Genomic DNA, 17,149 nt, shown 5'->3' with positions numbered 1-17,149 from the left:
AACCAGCGATGGCCAAGCGCATCGACGTCAAGGACCTCAACATCTACTACGGCAAGTTCCAGGCCGTCGACGGGGTCACCTTGTCCGTGCCGCCGCGCAGCGTCACGGCGTTCATCGGACCGTCCGGCTGCGGCAAGTCGACCGTGCTGCGGTCGCTGAACCGGATGCACGAGGTGACCCCCGGGGCGAGTGTCGCGGGGCAGGTGCTGCTCGACGGCGAGGACATCTACGCGTCCACAGTGGACCCGGTGTCCGTCCGCCGCACGATCGGCATGGTCTTCCAGCGGCCCAACCCGTTCCCCACCATGTCCATCAAGGACAACGTGGTCGCGGGCCTGCGGCTGGCCGGGATGAAGAACAAGAAGGAGCTCAACGAGATCGCCGAGCGCTCGCTGCGCGGGGCGAACCTCTGGGCCGAGGTGAAGGACCGCCTCGACAAGCCCGGCGGCGGCCTCTCCGGCGGTCAGCAGCAGCGGCTCTGCATCGCGCGCGCCATTGCCGTGCAGCCCGACGTGCTGCTGATGGACGAGCCGTGCTCCGCGCTCGACCCGATCTCCACACTGGCGATCGAGGACCTGATCACCGAGCTCAAGCAGCAGTACACGATCGTCATCGTCACCCACAACATGCAGCAGGCCGCCCGGGTGAGCGACCAGACCGCGTTCTTCAACCTCGCCGGGGTCGGCCAGCCCGGCCGCCTCGTCGAGGTCGACGGCACTGAGAAGATCTTCTCCAACCCAACGCAGAAGGCAACGGAGGACTACATCTCCGGCCGCTTCGGCTGAGCCACAACGAAAAGACGAATCGGCCGGGTGCGCGAGCACCCGGCCGATCCCGTCCAGTGCTTCCGAAGTTCGCCGGTCTTCAAGACCCACCAACCCCCGTCTCGATCATCGCTAACCGCCACAAACCCCAACAGCACCAAGGGGTTTGCGGCAGTTGACGACCGCTGAGACGGGGGTTTGCCGTACTTGAAGACCAGCGGACTTCTAGTCGTCGCCGGGCATCTTGCCGGTGACGATGAAGACCACGCGGCGGGCCAGTGCGACGGCGTGGTCGGCGAAGCGCTCGTAGAAGCGGCCGAGCAGGGTGATGTCGACGGCGGGCGCGACGCCGTGCGGCCAGTCGGGGCTCATCATCACGGCGAAGAGGTGGCGGTGCAGCTCGTCCATCTCGTCGTCGTCCTGCTCCAGCTCCATGGCCAGTTCCAGGTCGCGGGTGCGGATGACGCGCTCGGCCTTCTTGCCCAGCTCGTGGGCGACGCGGCCCATCTCGGAGAAGTCCTCGCGGACCTGCTCCGGCAGCACGGGCTGCGGGTGCCTGCGGCGGGTGGTCTTGGCGACGTGCAGCGCGAGCTTGCCCATGCGCTCCAGGTCCTCGGCCGCGTGGATCGCGGAGACGACGACGCGCAGGTCGGTCGCGACGGGGGACTGGAGGGCGAGCAGTGCGAAGGCCTGCTCCTCGGCGGCCTTGCGGGCCTCACCGATGCGGGCGTCCTCGTCGATCACCTGCTCGGCGAGCGACAGGTCCGCGTCCAGCAGCGCGGCGGTGGCCCGCTGAACGGCTTCGCTGACCGCCGCGCACATGTCACCGAGGTGGTTGGCGAAGTGGTCGAGCTGCTCTTGGTAGGCCTCACGCATGCCGCCCACCCTACGTCGGGCAGGACTCGGGGACCGTATAGCTCGGTGAACCGGGCGTTAATGGAGCACAAACACCGCGTGCGCCGAGCTACTTGCAGATCTCGTCGGCCGCGTTCACCGTGGACAGGTCCTTCGGCAGCGGGGGCGGCGTCGTCGACGTGCTCGGTTGCTGGTTCTGCCCGCCGCCGGAGGGGGCCTTCCACTCGAACTCCGGGCCGAGCAGCAGCCGCACCGAGCCGCCCATGTTCGGCACTTCCTCCAGCAGCGCACCGGGAACGACGCCCTGGAGCACCTTCGCGTGCAGCGCGCGCTCGGCCGAGAAGCGGATCACGGTGCGCTGCACCTGCTCACCCGCGCCGCTGACGTTGACGACCTGGAAACCCGCCTTGCGCAGGGATTCCGCCGTGGTCTCGGCCAACCTCGGCTTGGAACTGCCGTTGAGCACCTGGACGGGAACCTCCTTCGCCGTCGGCGGAGGACCGACCGGACCGCCCGCCTGGGGATCGGGAGTGCCGTTGCTGGAAGGCTTCTCGCCGGGCAGCGGGGCCTTGTTGATGATCGCGCTGAACAGCGCCTTGGTGGCCTCGGTGCGCAGGTCCTCGCGGAAGCTGTTGTCCTCCAGCTTGGTCGTGGTCGTGGGCACCGTGGTGAAGGTGACCCGCCCGGCCTCCAACCCGTTCAGCGACTCGCCGAGCGTCAGCAGCTGGCTCACGTCGATGTTCTCGCCGTAGGTCGCCTTCGCGAAAGCGCTCGCGAAGTCCCGCAGCCTGCCGGGACTCGTCAGCACCTGGCTCGACATCGCCTTGCGCAGCAAGGAGGACAGGAACGCCTGCTGCCGCTTGATGCGGCCGTAGTCGCCGGTCGTGTCGCCCTCGACCTTGCGCGCCCTGACGAAGCTCAGCGCGGCGTCGCCGTTGATGGTCTGCTTGCCGGGATCGGGGATCACCACGCCGATCTCGGCGTCCTTCATCGGCTTGGAGACGCAGATCTCCACGCCCTTCACGGCGTCGACCATCGCCTTGAAGCCCTGGAAGTCGATCGCGACGAAGTGGTTGATGTGCAAGCCGGACAGGTTCTGGATGAGCTTCGTCAGGCACTTCGGCCCGCCGATCGCGTAGGCCGCGTTCAGCTTCTGCTTGGAGCCGGGGATCTTCTTGGAGGTCTGCTCGCCGGTCTTCGGGTCCCAGCCGTTGCAGTCCGGGATCTGCGTGTTGAGGTCGCGCGGGAAGGACACCATCACCACGCGCTTCCGGTCGGCGGGCACGTGGGCGATCATCACGGTGTCCGAGCGCGCGCCCTCCGATGCGGCCTCGCTGCCGACGCCGTCCTCCGCCTTGGAGTTCGCCCTGGTGTCGGAGCCGACCATCAGGAAGTTCTCCGCGCCGTACTGCTTGTCCTTGTGCAGGATGGCGGCGGAGTTCTGGTCGAGCGCGTCGACCTCGCGGAACTGCCCGTCCAGCCAGACCTTGGTGACCCACCCGGTGCCGAGCACCACGAACACCAGCGCCGCCACCGCGACCGCGACGCCGCGCAAAGCCAAGCGCGCCTTGGGGTTCAGCCGTTGCGGGGGCAGGAGCGGCGGATCGCCGCCGTCCCCGCCGCCGTCCGCGAGGGGCACGGGCTCGGACTCGGCCTCGACCGGGAGGTCGTCCTCGGGTTCGTCTGGGATCTGCTCGATGAGCGCGGTGACGCCCTCATCCCCAGAAGCGCCAACCGCCCCGCTGCCGACGGCGATTCCGTTGCGACTGTTCCGCTCTGCGAGATCCGGAGCTGCGTGGTGCATCGTGGCGTGCAGCTGCCGGATCGGCACTTTTGGGCTTCGTATCGCCCTGTCCTCGGAATCGAGTTTGGATCTGAGCTGAGCGCTGAACTCCGGTCCGAGCTCCGCGCTCTCCTCGATCCGGATCAGCCGGGTGAGCTTGCCGCGCCGCTGTTTCTCGGCCTGCTCGATCTCGGCCATCTCGTCGTGCACCGCCGAGAAGCGCGCGAGCGTGGCGTCGATCTTGCGGCGGCGTTCGTCCAGCTCGAAGTCCGACTCGCCTGCGGGCTGCTTCGGCTGAGCCAGAGCGGGGGCCGGAGCCGGGGGCTGGGCCTGCGGCGGTGCCGGGGCCGCGCCGGGCGGCGGGACCGGACCACCGGGAAGGCGCTGCGGTCCGCTGATGTGGTCGCGCGGGAAGCGCGGCGGCTGCGCGGGCTGCTGCTGCCGAGCGGGGCCGGACGCACCTGGGGGCATCGGCGGACTGGCCGGCGGGAACCGCCTGCCGCCCTGCTGGGGCTCGGCGGAACGGGGTGGCATGCCGGGAGGAAGGGGCTGCTGCGGGTCGGGCAGCGCGCGGCGGCCGGTCTGCTGCGGCTCCATCGGCGGGCGGCCCGCCGGGGGCTCGGGCAGCGCCCTGCGGCCGGTCGCCTGGGGCGGTTCCGGCTGAGCGAGCCTGCGTGCCGACGGTTGCTCCAGCGGCGGCCGGTTCTGCTGGGGCGCCTGCGGGGGCGGGAGCTGCTGCTGCGGTGGCCGCTGCGGCGGGGAGAGCCTGGGGTCGAACGGCGGCTGCTCCACAGGGAGCCGCTGCGGACCCGAAGTCTGTTCACGTGCGCGCCTGCGGCCACCCTGCGCCTGCTCCATCGGCGAGTGCTGCGGCGCCGCCGGGTCGACGGGCCACTGTCCGGAGTGCGGGGCGCCCTGGTGCACCGGCGGGGGCGACATCGGCATCGGGGGCTGCTGCGGCGGCGCTGGGGGCCTTTGCGGCGCTGCCTGGGGCTGCTGCTGCTGCTGCCAGCGCGGGTCGACCGGTTCCTGGGGTGGCAGCTGCTTGCCGCCGCCGTGCTTGGCGAGCAGGTCCGAGACCGAGGTTCCGCCGTCCTCGTCCAGCGAGCGGCGCCGACGGCCGGTCGGCTGGTCCAGCTGCGGCCGGTGCTCGTTCTGGGGTTCGTGGCTGGAGCCCCGGGAGCCGAAGCCGCGGCGCGAGTCCTCCGACACCCGGCCTCCTTTCCCTGGTCGTAGTCGCCCGTCCCCCGTCGAAGACGCAAAGCTAACCCGTCTGGGTTGCTTCGCCGTGTGCGCAGTGTCACACCCCGTCACGCTCTGTCGGACGACGAGCGCTCCGAGGTCCCGGCCGATAGTACGGATCACGGTCCGGACTCACGAAGGTAACCGAACGAACGGTGATCGCGAATGGGCCGGATCGTTGTTACCGCGTTGCTCCGTACGGGTGGCGGTCAGTAGTACCCGACAACGCGCGGCTCGGCCACTGCCCTGCGCCCGGCGGCAGCCCCGGCCAGCCGAACGCGCCCACCCTCCCGGTAGGCGACCGCGTTGCGGCCCGACTGCTTCGCCACGTACAGCAGGCTGTCCGCGCGCAGCAGCTGCGCCTGGGGGTCGACCGAGAGGGGCGCTCCGCCCTGTTCCGGGGCCGGTTCGTGGGCCAGCCCGATGCTGACGGTCACCCGGAGCCCGGTGGCCAGTTGCTGCCAGGGGAACCGTTCGGCGCGAGCCCGCGCCGCTTCGCAGACGGCGACCGCCGCCGGGGCGTCGATGTCCGGCAGCACCAGGACGAACTCCTCGCCGCCGTAGCGCGCGCAGAACCCGCCCTCCGGCAGGCCGTCCTGGAGCAGTTCGACGACGCGCTGGAGCACCCGGTCGCCGACCAGGTGCCCGTAGGTGTCGTTGACCTGCTTGAACCAGTCCAGGTCGACGAGCGCGACGGCGAGGCCGCCCGCGGTGTCGCGATCCTGCTCGGTGAGCAGGTCCACCAGGCGCTGGTCCAGGTACCGCCGGTTGTAGGAGGCGGTGAGGCTGTCCCTGAGGCTTTGTTCACGGGCTTCCGCGTGTTCCCTGCGCAGCCTGTCGACTTCGTTGCGCAGTTGTTCCGGAACGTGCGGCGGCTCGATTTGCTCCGAGGAGAGCAGGTCCAGTGCGGAACGCAGGTGGTGATATGCCTGCCGCCACTGCCCGCGCGATGCGAACAACGCGGCGATGGATTCGTGGAGCTGGACGAGGCCCGCGTTCGGCTGCTGGGAACTCGAATTGTGCGGAACCCCGTTCGCCGAGGAACCGCGGTGCGCCGGTGGGACGGGTGGTGCGGGCACGCCTCGGACGGCGCCGTCTCGCGCCGGGTCCGACTCGGCTACACCGGGCCGCAGTACGGTCACCGCACTCACCTCCCTTACGACGGTGGTGTCGTCGCGCGCGCCGGAGCCCTTGAGGCACCGCGCCCGGCCCGTCCGGTAATTCGCTCGACTGGCTGATCGAGGGTTGCTCCGAACTGGTGACGCAGCGTGATCCATCTCCCAGAGGGTTGTGTACCCGGCCGTGCAGGTGGGTCGCGCGGGGCCGGGGCTCCACCACCCGCGTGGACCAGCCAAAATCCACGGTCGGCCCAGGGTTTTCGCGGGGTCGGGACGGAGTGCGTTCAGTTCGGGCAGGGCGCGAACCCATACGCCATTCCATTCAGGACGACAACGTGTTGGGAACCGATTTGGTTGCCCACCGTGTTGTTGTCGCGACGTGTCGAGACGGCGACTGCAACGACATACACATTCCCGCGAGGGGGAGCGGTGTTTCCGCCCGGGGACCATTTCGGGTCCGCCCGCAACGTCGACCAGACCGGTTCGGTCAGCACCGTCAGGCCATTAAGTTGGCAAATGCCTGAATGGAAATCGGGGTGCTGGCTCTTCCGGTACAGCTCCTGCTGCGCCGCGCTGCCCCTGGCCGCCGCCGCGTTGCCGTCCTCCACGTAGCGGAGCACCAGCGCCCGCTCGGCGTCGCCGACGCCCGCGAGCACCGCCTCGCCGGTGATCGCGCGCCCGCAGCCCGCGACGGCCAGCAGCAGGAGGAGGCCGAGCGCTCTCAGCGTCAGCCCCCGGAGTGCATGAGGTCGGCGCCGACCGGGACGGCGGTGTCCTCGGGGTCGTTGAGCCAGCCTTCCGGCAGCGCGACCTTGCCCGGCGAGCCCTGCCGCCCGCGCGGGCCCTCCGCGTCCTCGGGGAACGGCGCGGAGTGGTCGAGCTGGGTGATCAGGTCCTCCAGTTCGGCGACCGTGCTGACCAGGCTGAACTGGCGGCGCAGGTCCGAGCCGATCGGGAAGCCCTTGAGGTACCAGGACATGTGCTTGCGCAGGTCGCGAACGCCCGTGTCCGCGCCGAGGTGGTCGGCCAGCAGCAGCGCGTGCCGGTGCAGGATCTCAGCCACCTTGCCCAGCGACGGCCCCTCGGGGATCGGCTCGCCCCTGAACGCGGCCTGGAGCTCCGCGAACAGCCACGGCCTGCCGAGACAGCCGCGCCCGACCACGACGCCGTCGCAGCCCGTCTCGGCCATCATCCGCAGCGCGTCCTGCGCGGAGAAGATGTCGCCGTTGCCCAGCACGGGAATCGTCCGCACGGCCTCCTTGAGCCGCGCGATCGCCGTCCAGTCGGCCTCGCCGGAGTACCGCTGCGCGGCGGTGCGGGCGTGCAGCGCGACCGCTTTCGCGCCCTCCGCCTCCGCGATCCGCCCGGCGTCGAGGTAGGTGATGTGCTCGTCGTTGATGCCGATGCGGAACTTCACCGTCACCGGCACGCCCGCCGGCTCGGCCGCCTTGACCGCCGCGGCCACGATCTCGCCGAACAGCCGCCGCTTGTAGGGCAGCGCCGCTCCGCCGCCGTTGCGCGTCACCTTGGGCACGGGGCAGCCGAAGTTCATGTCCACGTGGTCGGCCAGGCCCTCGCCGACGACGATCCGGGTCGCCTCGGCCACGTTCACCGGGTCGACGCCGTAGATCTGCATGGAGCGCGGGTTCTCGCCCTCGCCGAAGGCGATCATCCGCATGGTCTTCGCATCGCGTTCGACGATCGCCCGCGCGGTGATCATCTCGCAGACGTAGAGCGAGGTGGGGCTGCCGAACTCGCGGCAGAGCTGCCGGAACGCCACGTTCGTGATGCCCGCCATGGGCGCGAGCACGACGGCGGGATCGACCGGGTACTGGCCGATCTTCAACGAGGGAGTTCCAGCGGTCACGCCGTCAAGCGTAACCGGGCACGTCAGGCGGGTTCTTCCGAGCGGAAGCGGGCGAGCAGCTCCTGGGCCTGCGCGCTCTGCGCGGCGAAGCCGTGAATCATGCGCTGGTCCTCGGGAACGACCGGTCCGCGCAGCAGCGCGCCGTCGCAGCGGAAGCAGAACTCGATCTCGAACAGCGGCCCGGCCCCGTCGTGGGCGCGGATCATCCAGCCGGGGACGAAACAGCGGCTGATCTCCTCGTACGGCACGCTCGCGATCAGGTCGAGCGCGCTCCGGGCGCTGTCGCCCTCCCAGATCGCCACGAGCTGGTCGTCGCCGAGCCGGACGACCTCGATCAGTGCGGCGCGCTCGCGCTCCTCGGGCAGGAACACCTCAGCGCGCCACGCCGCAGGCGACGACGGTCTCGTGGGCGAGCAGCCTGGTCAGCTCCCTGACGAAGAAGTACGGCAGGTCCGGCCAGCCGTGGAACTCGATGCCCAGGTTGCCGTAGGCCCAGTCGCTGTCCCACTCGGTGATCGGCTGCGTGAGGTAGCAGTCCGGGCAGCTCACCGGGCCCGCGTTGCCACCGGCCTGCCACTCGGCGAGCGCGTCGGTCGCGTCGTCCTCGTCGGGCTCGAAGGTGTAGCGGCAGACCGGGCAGAACAGGAAGTGCCCCGCCGTCGAGGAGAACGCGGTGCGGCCGGTCACGATGCGCACGCCGCGCAGCATGTCCGGGCTCGGGCCGAGCAGCCGCTTGACGTTCGAGCCGGGGCGGTAGGCCCACAGCGGGTCGCCCTCGAAGATCTCGAACTGCTCCCCGATGATCACCTGGCGCATCAGCAGCCAGCTCCGAATCTCGTCAGCGAGTTTCGGAGCGTCCTCGGCAGACACCTCGCGATCGACGACCGCCGCGTACATCTCCACGGGAGCGGACGATAGTGAAGGCGATTCGCCGGGCTGCGCGCCACCCTGCGTCGCCGTGCCCGCACGCCGATTTGCTAAGCAGTCCACAGTGGACAGTGGGAATGCGGGCGCCTCACCCGATGGTTGTGTCCGGGCAGGAACTCGACCCCGGAGGTGAGCGGTGCGTGATCGCACCTGGTTGGTGGCCTGCGCGGCGGCGCTGTGGGGCACCGACGGACTGCTGCGCAAACCCCTCGCCGACGCGCTTCCCCCGGCGACGGTCGTGTTCTGGGAGCACCTGATCGTCGTGGTGCTCCTGCTGCCGTGGTTGCCCGCGGCGATGCGGGCGTTCGCGGCGAGCACGGCGAAGCAGAAGACGGCCCTGGTGGCGATCGGCGTCGGAGCTTCGGCGGTGGCCACGGCGATGTTCACCGCCGCGTTCAAGCTCGGCGACCCGGTCACGCCACTCGTCCTGCAAAAGCTCCAGCCGGTGTTCGCGGTGCTGGCGGCCTTCTTCTTCCTGCGCGAACGCGTGCGCTGGACCTACGCCGCGTTCGCCGTTCCCGCGCTGCTCGGCGCGTGGTTGCTGAGCTTCCCCGACCCGTCGCAGTTCCGGGTGTCCGCGTTGTCCGCCGCCTTGCTCTCGCTGGGCGCCGCGGCGTTGTGGGCGGGTGGCACGGTGCTCGGCCGGATGGTCAGCACGGAGATGTCGCCCATGCACGTGACCACGCTGCGGTTCGCGATCGGGCTCCCCGCATCGGCCGCCGTGGTCGGCGTGCAGGGCGCGCCCGTCCTGGTCGGCTTCGACAACGCGCTGGGCCTGGTGCTGCTGGCCGTGATCCCGGGCCTGCTCGCGCTGCGCCTGTACTACCTCGGCCTCCAGACCACGCCCGCGTCCCGCGCGACCTTGGCGGAGCTGGCCTTTCCCGCGACCGCCGCGCTGATCGGCGTGGGGCTGCTGGGCACCTCGCTGACGCTGACGCAGTGGATCGGCTTCGCGGTGATCGTCGGCGCGGTGACCTTGCTGAGCTGGCACGAGCGCGTTCGCAAGGCCCCGGCCGTGGTTCACAAACCGATGTCCCGCGCGAGCAGGTCCTGAGCGGTCTCGCCGCGCACGAGCAGTCGCGGGGTGCCTTCGTGCACGGCCACGACGGGCGGACGGCCGACCATGTTGTAGTTCGAGGCGAGGGAGTGGTGGTAGGCGCCGGTGCACGGCACGGCCAGCAGGTCCCCGGCGTGCACATCTCCCGGTAACGGCACGTTCTCGGCGATGACGTCGCCCGCTTCGCAGTGCCTGCCGACGACGGTCACGGGCGCGTCCGGCACCCGGCTTCCCCGTCCGACCAGGCGCACCGCGTACTTCGCGCCGTAGAGCGCCGGGCGCGCGTTGTCGCTCATGCCGCCGTCGACCGCGACGAACGTGCGGCTTGTCCCGCGCTTGACGGTCACGACGCGGTAGAGCGTGACTCCGGCGCGCGCCACGAGCGAGCGGCCCGGCTCGACGGTGAGCTTCGGCGCGGGCAGTCCTCGCCGATCGCACTCGTAGTTCACCGCGCCACGAACTCGATCGGCGAAGCCGTGGAGGTCGAAGTCCGCCTCGCCCGCGAGGTACGGCACCACGTGCCCACCACCCAGGTTCAGCTGCGGCAACGTCATCCCGTGCTCGGCGCGCACGCTGTCGAGCAGGCCGACCATCCGGCGAGCCGCGAGCTCGAAGTCCGCGACCCGCCCGACCTGCGAGCCGATGTGGCAGTGCAGGCCGACCAGACGTAGGCCGGGCTCGGCGAGGACGTGCCGGACCGCCTCCGCCGCGGCGCCGCTGGCCAGCGAGAACCCGAACTTCTGGTCCTCGACACCGGTGGCGATCGCGGCGTGGGTGTGCCCGTCGACGCCCGGGGTGACGCGGACCAGCACCGGTTGCGCCGTCGCGAGCGCGCCGAGCTGGGCGACCTCGTCGAGCGAGTCGACGACCACCCGGCCGACTCCGGCCTGCATCGCGGCCTTGAGGTCGTCGGCGGACTTCGCGTTGCCGTGCAGGATGATCCGCTCCGCCGGGAAACCGGCCGCCAGGGCCACAGCCAGCTCGCCCGCCGAGCAGACGTCCAGCGACAGGCCCTCCTCGGCGATCCAGGTGACCATCGCGCGGGTCAGGAACGCCTTGCCCGCGTAGGCGATCTCGACGTCCGGCAGGGCTCGGCGGTAGGCGCGGCAGTTCGCGCGGACCTGGGCCTCGTCCACGACGTAGGTCGGGGTGCCGAAGCGCCCGGCCAGCTCAGCGAGCGCGACGCCGCCGACGGCCAGGTCGCCGGTCGGTGTGAGGCGGGTGGAGCTCGGCCAGATCTCGGCGGCGGGCAGGCGGTCGATCGAGGCGCGGAGTGAGGGGATCAGCTCAGCGAGGGTCACCGTGGGCTCCGTGGAGTGGGGGTGTTCGACCGCTCCACGACACTCCTGCCGTCGGCGGTCGGCGAGGCCCCATACGCGGTCCTGACGCGGCGGCGCGGGTTGTTGACGCTTTCGCTGCGCCAGATCGTGATGTGCGGTCCCCGTTCGGTACCACAGCGTGTCCACTGTGGACCCATCGAGTGGTTTGAGCAGGCATTTCGGGTGAACGCGAGTGATCATCGGGTCTTTCTCATGCCACGAGCGCGACGAGCTGGCACTGAAGTGTGATGCAGCTCATAGATGTCCGCGCCAACGTGCCACCCGCCCGGGGCGTCAAGTGAGTGCGTTTACGGGTTTGTGTGAAAGGACACCATGGTGGGGGACAAGGGTCGTTCGGGGCGTCGCTGGGCGCTGATCGTGCTGGGGTGCGCCGCGCTCGCGCTGACGCCCGCCCTGGCCGCGTGCACCGGCGGGGGTGGCACGACCGCGCAAGGGGGAGGCGCGGCGACCGCGGAGGAGGCGCCCAAGGCTCCGGCGAAGGTCGCCATCGCGCCCGCCGACGGCGCCAAGGACGTGCCTCCCGGCCAGGAGGTCAAGGTCGGCGTCACCGACGGCACGCTGACCGAGGTCAAGCTGACCAACAACGACGGCAAGGCCGTCGCGGGCAAGCTGGCCGAGGACAAGAAGTCCTGGGTTCCTGGGGAGGACCTCGGCTTCAGCAAGACCTACACCTGGGCGGGCAGCGCCGTCGGCACCGACGGCAAGCCGGTCGCGCTCGCGGGCTCCTTCAGCACCGTCAAGCAGGGCCGCATGATCAACATCACGCCGAACGTGGTGCAGGGCGAGACCTACGGCATCGCCATGCCGATCGGCCTGGTCTTCGGCCAGGACGTGAAGGACAAGGCGTCGGTCGAGCGGGCGCTCAAGGTCACCACCGAGCCCGCGACCGAGGGCTCCTGGGCGTGGACCCACAACGACCAGGTCTACTGGCGCCCCGCCGAGTACTGGAAGCCGAACACCAAGGTGACGCTGAACGCGAAGCTCTACGGCGTCTCCTTCGGCGGCAACTCCTTCGGCAAGGAGAGCATCACCAGGAGCTTCGGCATCGGCCGCTCCCGCATCACCGTCGCCGACAACCAGACGAAGCACGTGATCGTCACCGAGAACGGCCAGCAGGTCGCCGACTACCCGGCCAGCCTCGGCAAGGAGCACGACCGCAAGCTCGTGACCCGCAACGGCAAGTACTGGGCGATGGAGAAGCACCGCCTCAAGCTGATGACCAACCTCGCCTACGAGTACGAGAACTACCCGGCGCCGTGGGCGGTCCGGATGTCGTGGAACGGCGAGTTCATCCACGCCAACGACAGCACCCGCGGTTCGCACGGCAAGGCCAACGTCTCGCACGGCTGCATCAACCTGACCTCCGCGCGCGCCAAGGAGTTCCACGACGCCACCCTCATCGGCGACCCCATCGAGGTGACCGGCGCCAAGATCGACATCCCGACCAACGGCAGCGACATCTGGGGCGCGCCGTACAGCAACTGGAAGGCACTCTCCGCGCTCGGCAAGGGCTGACGCCGCGCGAGGTGGGGTGGTCTTCCGTGGCCGCCCCACCAGCGGTGATCGAGATCGTTGCCGCCACGATGCCCGGTTCTGCAACCGTCACACCCCGCGGTCGGCTAGCCTTGTCGGCGGGCCGCTAGCTCAATTGGCAGAGCAGCGGACTTTTAATCCGCGGGTTGTGGGTTCGAGTCCCACGCGGCCCACCAGCACGAACAACGCGAAGGCCCCCTGAGCGATCAGGGGGCCTTCGGTCTGTCTGGGCGCAGCTAGCAGGCCCCCGGCGCCGCGCGCTTGTTGCGAACCAGCGCCACATGACCGAGGCGGATGTGCTCCTTGCTGCGCGCGCACTGGCGCCATGGCCTGCCCGGGCCGAGGGGCGAGTTCACGGTGTCCCACTCGACCAGGGCGTTGTAGGTGGGCGAACAGTTTCCGTAGAACTGAATGCCGTCCTTCTCGTAGAAATTGCACAGCGTGGGCGGGTCCGCGTGCGCGGCGGAGACGCCGAACGTGAAGACGCCGACGAGTGCGACGAGTGCGCTCCCGGCTCGCGTGATGATTCGCGGCATGTAATGGCCTTCTTTTCTTTTTCGGCAAAATTTCGACTGGCGCGCTGAATTCTCGGTCTTCAGCGTTTTTCGGTGCGTGACAGTACTCGCAGTCTGAGTCGGTCCGGTCGCACGAGGATTCCCACCTTCGGGCGTGCCTGCGCATCGGTGATCGGTTCCAGAGACCAGCGCGTGAAAACCGTGGCGAGGTTGACAACGAGCGCATCGACGGCAAAACCGGCGCCGATGCACTTGCGAGCACCTCCGCCGAAGGCGAAGAAAGGTGCTCGTGCTGCGGAGAGTTCCGTCCAGCGGTCGGGGTCGAATCGACCGGGGGCGGTGAACAGGTCGGCTCGGTGGTGTACGAGGTAGGGGCTGTAGGCGACAATCCTTCCCTTGGGAATCGTCTGTTCACCGAGCTGCGTGGTTGCGGTCGCGACCCGGGTGGCGAGCCACGCCGGAGGGAACAAACGCAATGTCTCGGTGACGACGTTCGCGGTGAACGACAGCGCCGTCACGTCTTCCGGTGTCGGCGCGCGTCCGCCGAGGACCGCGTCCAGTTCGGCTTGGAGCCGCCGCTGCGATTCGGGGTGCTGCGCCAGCAGGTGCATCGCCCAGGCGAGCGTGCTGGCCGTGGATTCGTACGAGGCCACGAAGAAGGTCGTGACCTGACCGACGATCTCCGTGTCGGACTCGCCTGCCTCGTCGCGCGGCGCCGCGGCGACAAGCAGGCTGAGCAGGTCGTCCTGCCCGTCTCCGTCCGCTCGTCGCGCGGCGATGATCGAGACGATCGACCGGTGCAGCCGGTCGACGGTCCTGGCGAAACGCCTGCGACTGGTCCACGGCAGCAGCGCCAGCCGCGGTGCGCGACCGAAGATGAAGGTGATGTCGCGTCGCATGCCCTCCAGCGCTCGCTGCGACGTGGTCGTCGGGAACAGCGTCGCGAGCGCGACCTGGCTGGACAGCCGCTCCGCGTAGGAGGTCACGTCGACAGAGTCCCCGTGGCGCCAGGAACTGACGGCCGCCCGCGCGTGCTCCACGATCATCTGGACGTACCCGCTCCGGCGCCCCGGCACGAACGCGGGCCGGATCAGTCCGCGCTGTCTGCGGTGGTCGGAGTGCGGACACGTGCCCAAACCGCCGCCGAGATAACGGCGAGCCCATTCGTACATGAACCCGCCCTTGTCGAAGGTGCGGTCGTCGAGCAGGACCTGGCGCGTCAGCTCTGGATCACACACCACGGTCACCGTCGCCGTGCCCACCCGGAGGTCGACGACGTCGCCGTGTGCGGGAAGCGATTTCATCAGCGCGAGCGGCTTGCGCAGCAGTTGGAGAACATGGCCGAAGACAGGAAGTCCACGAGGGGCATTCGCGCCTGGCGTTCCCGATGCCGAGTCGGAGGCGTCCATGGAAGCTCCTCTCACCGATGGATCATTCGGGGGCGTCGGCGGAGACGAAATATGTCCGAGCACGGGTGAGTTCGAAGTAGCCCCATCGCACGCCGTTCCACTCGTGCTGCTCGCCGTGGTACCGAGGGCTGACGTAGTGCCACTGCTGGTCGCCGACGAGCACCTGACCCAGCTCAGCCAGGTAGCCACTGATCTGTGGGTCCTTGCCCAGTTCGCTGGCAAGGATCTTGGCGCGGAGATCGACGAACTCGCGTTCACCGGCCAGCAAGAGCGCGCTCACGTGATTCACCGCTTCTTGCAGTTCCATACCGTGGCGCATCAGCACGACGACTCCGTTCATCTGGTCGCCTGCGACGTGGTCGCGCCGGAAACCCAGAATGTCGTTGCCGTAGATCAACGTGTTGGTGAGAACGTCGTGCAGGGTGAATATCTCCGGATGCGACTCGCGCGCCGCGCTCAGGTCGACGTCCATTCCTCGCTCCACGAGCAGGTAGACCCAGTCCATCCCGGAGCTGCGCCGGTGCAGATCCATGTAGCCGTCGAAGTCCAGGTCTCCGCCGCAGGCCCGAAGCGCGATCTCGTCGACGAACCCGTCGAGCATCACCTCGATGTAGCTGATGAAGCGGTGCTGCTGTTCCGCGCTCAACCGGGTCCTCGCCCGGTCGAACAGGTCGCGAAAGGCGTCGGTGTGCACCGAGTGCTGCCGCGGCGGCGAACCGGCCATGATCGAACGGAGGTCGTCGAACAGGGACGAGTAGCCGTCGAAGTCGCCGCTGCCGTCCGCCTCACTCGCGCGGTGGTAGGTCACCACGTCGTCCAGGAGGAACCAGAACTGGAAAACGTCGGCAACGACCGTGGCCCAAGCAAGATCCGCACTGGGGTGCGCGAAGCCCGCCCAGGCTCCGTGGCGGCCGCGCAGGAAGACGTCCAGGCTGTGGGTGTTCTCGAACACCGAGCCCAGTCGGGACCGCACCCATTCGTTGGAGTGCTGCTCTACGACGTCAGATTGTGGGTGCATCCGAAAGTCGAGCAACCTCGGTCGCACCGGCATGCGGAACCTGCCCCAGACAGACCGCTCGTCAACACCATTGATCTCAAGCACCGTGAACCTCCGCCCCCCCAGCACGGCGGAGAACATGATGTGCCGCCCGACCTGGTGGCCGGAGATTACTGGCGTTGCGTGATGGCGTTGACCGGATTTAGCGCTGGGGGAATGTGAACAATCTTGAGGGGGTGTGCCGGTCGGCGCTTCGACAGGTGAGGCAGTGCTTGGTCGGCGGGCGCCGGAAGTGAGCGCGCCCGAGCGAGCGAATGCTTTCAGTCCAGCCGAAAGGTTGCCACTCCATCGGGTGATCGAAGCCTTGATTTGGTTGCGTGAATGGCCCTGTCGGAAGGCTGCTACTGTGCTTCGGTAATTATTCGCGGCCCGTGGGAGTGAGTTGTTCCTGCAGGGATCGCGCATCTCGAACTCGGGTCAGGAAGTTGTCATGCGCAAGGTTTTCAGGGTTTTCGCTGCGACCGTTCTAGCTGTGGGTATTGCGGGTCTGTCGTCCGTTTCGGCCTCGGCCGAAGCGAAGATGCACCGGGGCGAAAGCGGCTGCTTCACCTATTCGTACAAGCAGGGCGGAGTTCAGATGAACACCACCGTGTACTACCACAACAAGTGCAAGGGCAGCGCCACGATCACGATCGTTCCGACGAAGAGCGGACTGATCTGCTCTCCGGAGAAGATTCGGGTCAAGGGCGGCGACTACGGCGACTACACCATGTGGTGCGACTCCGTTCGGCGGGTTGAGGGCACCTGGAGCTAGTGCAGGCTGAGATCCGGTCGGATCTTCAGGGGGCTGTGGTGCGCGAAGCCTGGGTGCGAGCCGTCGCTGGGCGCGGCGGGAATGCGGAGAATGCTGGTGTCTCAGCGGAAGAACTGCTCGCGCGGTACGGCGAAGCGCACCGCAGCTACCACACGGAACGGCACGTCCTGGCGATGCTCGCCGATGTGGAAGTGCTGGCCGAGGACATCGTGCTCGACCCTGTCGACCGTGATGTTCTGACCCTGGCCATCTGTGCCCACGATGTCGTTTACAACGGCAAGCCGGGTGAGGACGAGCAGGCGAGTGCCGCGTGGGCTCGACGCCACCTCGCGGCCGCCGGAATTCCTGATGCCGTCATCGACCGCGTTGAGGCGCTGGTTCTCGCCACGATCACGCATGAGGCCGGCGGTCAGGATGTGTTGGCCGATGTGCTGCTCGACGTCGACCTGGCGATCCTTGGCGCGCCTGAGTCGAAGTACGACGCCTATGTGCGAGCGGTGCGCGCGGAGTACTCGCACGTTGCGGACGAGCAGTGGCGCATTGGTCGCGCCGCTGTCCTGCGAAGCCTTGTAGAACGAGACGTTCTTTACCGAACCGCTGGCGCACATCGGCGGTGGGATTCTTTGGCGCGCAACAACATGCGGCGCGAGCTAGGTGGTCTGTGAAGTGAGGCGTCTGGCGAACTCGCTGGCGCGGTCGGTGTCGCGGGTGACCCAGTAGAGCGCTTCGTGGTGGTGCGCCCGGTCGATGTCGGCGACCTGTGTGTAGACCGCCGCGCTCCGCTCGTAGAAGTCACGCCAAGCTCGGAGCGGCGCGTCTGGCGCTGGACGGAGTCGTCGGACCGCCTCGTGCGCGTCCCGCAGGGTGCGGACGTTCATCGCTTGCGACCAGGTGGTGACGCGCATACCCCGACTCCTCTGTACAGAAC

Annotated in this window: 17 protein-coding genes and 1 tRNA gene; 6 read left to right on the top strand and 12 right to left on the bottom strand. The window is 68.9% G+C overall.

Going from position 1 to position 17,149, the window contains the following annotated elements:
* Nucleotides 1-8 precede the first annotated feature (8 nt).
* Nucleotides 9-785 (top strand): phosphate ABC transporter ATP-binding protein PstB, encoded by a 777-nt coding sequence (gene pstB, locus ABD798_RS12005; RefSeq protein ID WP_344873786.1) that lies wholly within the window; start codon nucleotides 9-11, stop codon nucleotides 783-785.
* A 204-nt stretch (nucleotides 786-989) separates the two neighbouring features.
* Here pstB and phoU read toward each other — a convergent pair whose 3' ends face one another.
* The 7 genes from phoU to ABD798_RS11970 form a co-directional block, all read right to left on the bottom strand.
* The gene (gene phoU, locus ABD798_RS12000; protein WP_344873784.1) at nucleotides 990-1,640 is read right to left on the bottom strand and encodes a phosphate signaling complex protein PhoU; all 651 of its coding nucleotides are present in this window, start codon (nucleotides 1,638-1,640) and stop codon (nucleotides 990-992) included.
* Nucleotides 1,641-1,728: 88 nt separating this feature from the next.
* A complete protein-coding gene (locus ABD798_RS11995) occupies nucleotides 1,729-4,614 on the bottom strand; it encodes an LCP family protein (protein ID WP_344873782.1) in 2,886 nt (961 codons plus the stop codon).
* 239 nt (nucleotides 4,615-4,853) lie between these two features.
* On the bottom strand, nucleotides 4,854-5,786 hold the full coding sequence (locus ABD798_RS11990; RefSeq protein ID WP_344873780.1) for a GGDEF domain-containing protein: 933 nt from the start codon (nucleotides 5,784-5,786) through the stop codon (nucleotides 4,854-4,856).
* A 260-nt stretch (nucleotides 5,787-6,046) separates the two neighbouring features.
* Entirely contained in the window at nucleotides 6,047-6,418 is a 372-nt protein-coding gene (locus ABD798_RS11985) for a hypothetical protein (protein WP_344873778.1), read from the bottom strand.
* A 71-nt stretch (nucleotides 6,419-6,489) separates the two neighbouring features.
* Nucleotides 6,490-7,629: a tRNA dihydrouridine synthase DusB gene (gene dusB / locus ABD798_RS11980; protein ID WP_344873776.1), complete on the bottom strand. Its 1,140-nt coding sequence runs from the start codon at nucleotides 7,627-7,629 to the stop codon at nucleotides 6,490-6,492.
* Nucleotides 7,630-7,652: 23 nt separating this feature from the next.
* Complete coding sequence (locus tag ABD798_RS11975) at nucleotides 7,653-8,000, bottom strand: hypothetical protein (protein WP_344873774.1); 348 nt, start codon at nucleotides 7,998-8,000, stop codon at nucleotides 7,653-7,655.
* A gap of 1 nt (nucleotide 8,001) precedes the next feature.
* The gene (locus ABD798_RS11970) at nucleotides 8,002-8,532 is read right to left on the bottom strand and encodes a hypothetical protein (RefSeq protein ID WP_344873772.1); all 531 of its coding nucleotides are present in this window, start codon (nucleotides 8,530-8,532) and stop codon (nucleotides 8,002-8,004) included.
* 160 nt (nucleotides 8,533-8,692) lie between these two features.
* Here ABD798_RS11970 and ABD798_RS11965 point away from each other — a divergent pair, with 160 nt between their 5' ends.
* Nucleotides 8,693-9,610 (top strand): DMT family transporter, encoded by a 918-nt coding sequence (locus tag ABD798_RS11965; RefSeq protein ID WP_344873771.1) that lies wholly within the window; start codon nucleotides 8,693-8,695, stop codon nucleotides 9,608-9,610.
* Here ABD798_RS11965 and lysA read toward each other — a convergent pair.
* Nucleotides 9,577-10,914: a diaminopimelate decarboxylase gene (gene lysA / locus ABD798_RS11960; protein WP_344873769.1), complete on the bottom strand. Its 1,338-nt coding sequence runs from the start codon at nucleotides 10,912-10,914 to the stop codon at nucleotides 9,577-9,579. The genes ABD798_RS11965 and lysA overlap by 34 nt on opposite strands.
* A gap of 354 nt (nucleotides 10,915-11,268) precedes the next feature.
* Here lysA and ABD798_RS11955 point away from each other — a divergent pair, with 354 nt between their 5' ends.
* Together ABD798_RS11955 and ABD798_RS11950 are read left to right on the top strand one after the other, a co-directional pair.
* The gene (locus ABD798_RS11955) at nucleotides 11,269-12,468 is read left to right on the top strand and encodes a L,D-transpeptidase (RefSeq protein ID WP_344873767.1); all 1,200 of its coding nucleotides are present in this window, start codon (nucleotides 11,269-11,271) and stop codon (nucleotides 12,466-12,468) included.
* Between the two features lie 118 nt (nucleotides 12,469-12,586).
* Nucleotides 12,587-12,662, top strand: a tRNA-Lys gene (locus tag ABD798_RS11950).
* Nucleotides 12,663-12,722: 60 nt separating this feature from the next.
* Here the strand turns inward: ABD798_RS11950 and ABD798_RS11945 are convergent.
* Genes ABD798_RS11945 through ABD798_RS11935 form a run of 3 tightly spaced genes read right to left on the bottom strand, consistent with a single transcriptional unit; the run spans nucleotide 12,723 to nucleotide 15,362 of the window.
* Complete coding sequence (locus ABD798_RS11945) at nucleotides 12,723-13,022, bottom strand: hypothetical protein (protein WP_344873765.1); 300 nt, start codon at nucleotides 13,020-13,022, stop codon at nucleotides 12,723-12,725.
* Nucleotides 13,023-13,081: 59 nt separating this feature from the next.
* Complete coding sequence (locus ABD798_RS11940) at nucleotides 13,082-14,410, bottom strand: cytochrome P450 (RefSeq protein WP_344873763.1); 1,329 nt, start codon at nucleotides 14,408-14,410, stop codon at nucleotides 13,082-13,084.
* A gap of 22 nt (nucleotides 14,411-14,432) precedes the next feature.
* The gene (locus ABD798_RS11935) at nucleotides 14,433-15,362 is read right to left on the bottom strand and encodes a terpene synthase family protein (RefSeq protein WP_344873761.1); all 930 of its coding nucleotides are present in this window, start codon (nucleotides 15,360-15,362) and stop codon (nucleotides 14,433-14,435) included.
* A gap of 535 nt (nucleotides 15,363-15,897) precedes the next feature.
* Between ABD798_RS11935 and ABD798_RS11930 the strand changes: the two genes are divergently transcribed.
* Nucleotides 15,898-16,221 (top strand): hypothetical protein, encoded by a 324-nt coding sequence (locus tag ABD798_RS11930; protein ID WP_344873758.1) that lies wholly within the window; start codon nucleotides 15,898-15,900, stop codon nucleotides 16,219-16,221.
* Between the two features lie 38 nt (nucleotides 16,222-16,259).
* A complete protein-coding gene (locus ABD798_RS11925; RefSeq protein WP_344873757.1) occupies nucleotides 16,260-16,886 on the top strand; it encodes an HD domain-containing protein in 627 nt (208 codons plus the stop codon).
* On the opposite strand, the gene ABD798_RS11920 is transcribed toward ABD798_RS11925, so the two are convergent.
* Complete coding sequence (locus tag ABD798_RS11920) at nucleotides 16,872-17,126, bottom strand: AMED_5909 family protein (protein WP_344873756.1); 255 nt, start codon at nucleotides 17,124-17,126, stop codon at nucleotides 16,872-16,874. The genes ABD798_RS11925 and ABD798_RS11920 overlap by 15 nt on opposite strands.
* Nucleotides 17,127-17,149: the final 23 nt, after the last annotated feature.

Source organism: Allokutzneria multivorans (assembly GCF_039537405.1).
GTDB classification, from domain to species: domain Bacteria; phylum Actinomycetota; class Actinomycetes; order Mycobacteriales; family Pseudonocardiaceae; genus Allokutzneria; species Allokutzneria multivorans.
This window is presented reverse-complemented; position numbering and strand designations above follow the sequence as displayed.

Bases quoted from the DNA above. Each gene is read 5' to 3' on its own strand.
- pstB (WP_344873786.1), top strand. From the start codon at position 9: ATGGCCAAGCGCATCGACGTCAAGGACCTCAACATCTACTACGGCAAG.
- ABD798_RS11930 (WP_344873758.1), top strand. From the start codon at position 15,898: ATGCGCAAGGTTTTCAGGGTTTTCGCTGCGACCGTTCTAGCTGTGGGT.
- ABD798_RS11940 (WP_344873763.1), bottom strand. From the start codon at position 14,410: ATGGACGCCTCCGACTCGGCATCGGGAACGCCAGGCGCGAATGCCCCT.
- ABD798_RS11945 (WP_344873765.1), bottom strand. From the start codon at position 13,022: ATGCCGCGAATCATCACGCGAGCCGGGAGCGCACTCGTCGCACTCGTC.
- phoU (WP_344873784.1), bottom strand. From the start codon at position 1,640: ATGCGTGAGGCCTACCAAGAGCAGCTCGACCACTTCGCCAACCACCTC.
- ABD798_RS11920 (WP_344873756.1), bottom strand. From the start codon at position 17,126: ATGCGCGTCACCACCTGGTCGCAAGCGATGAACGTCCGCACCCTGCGG.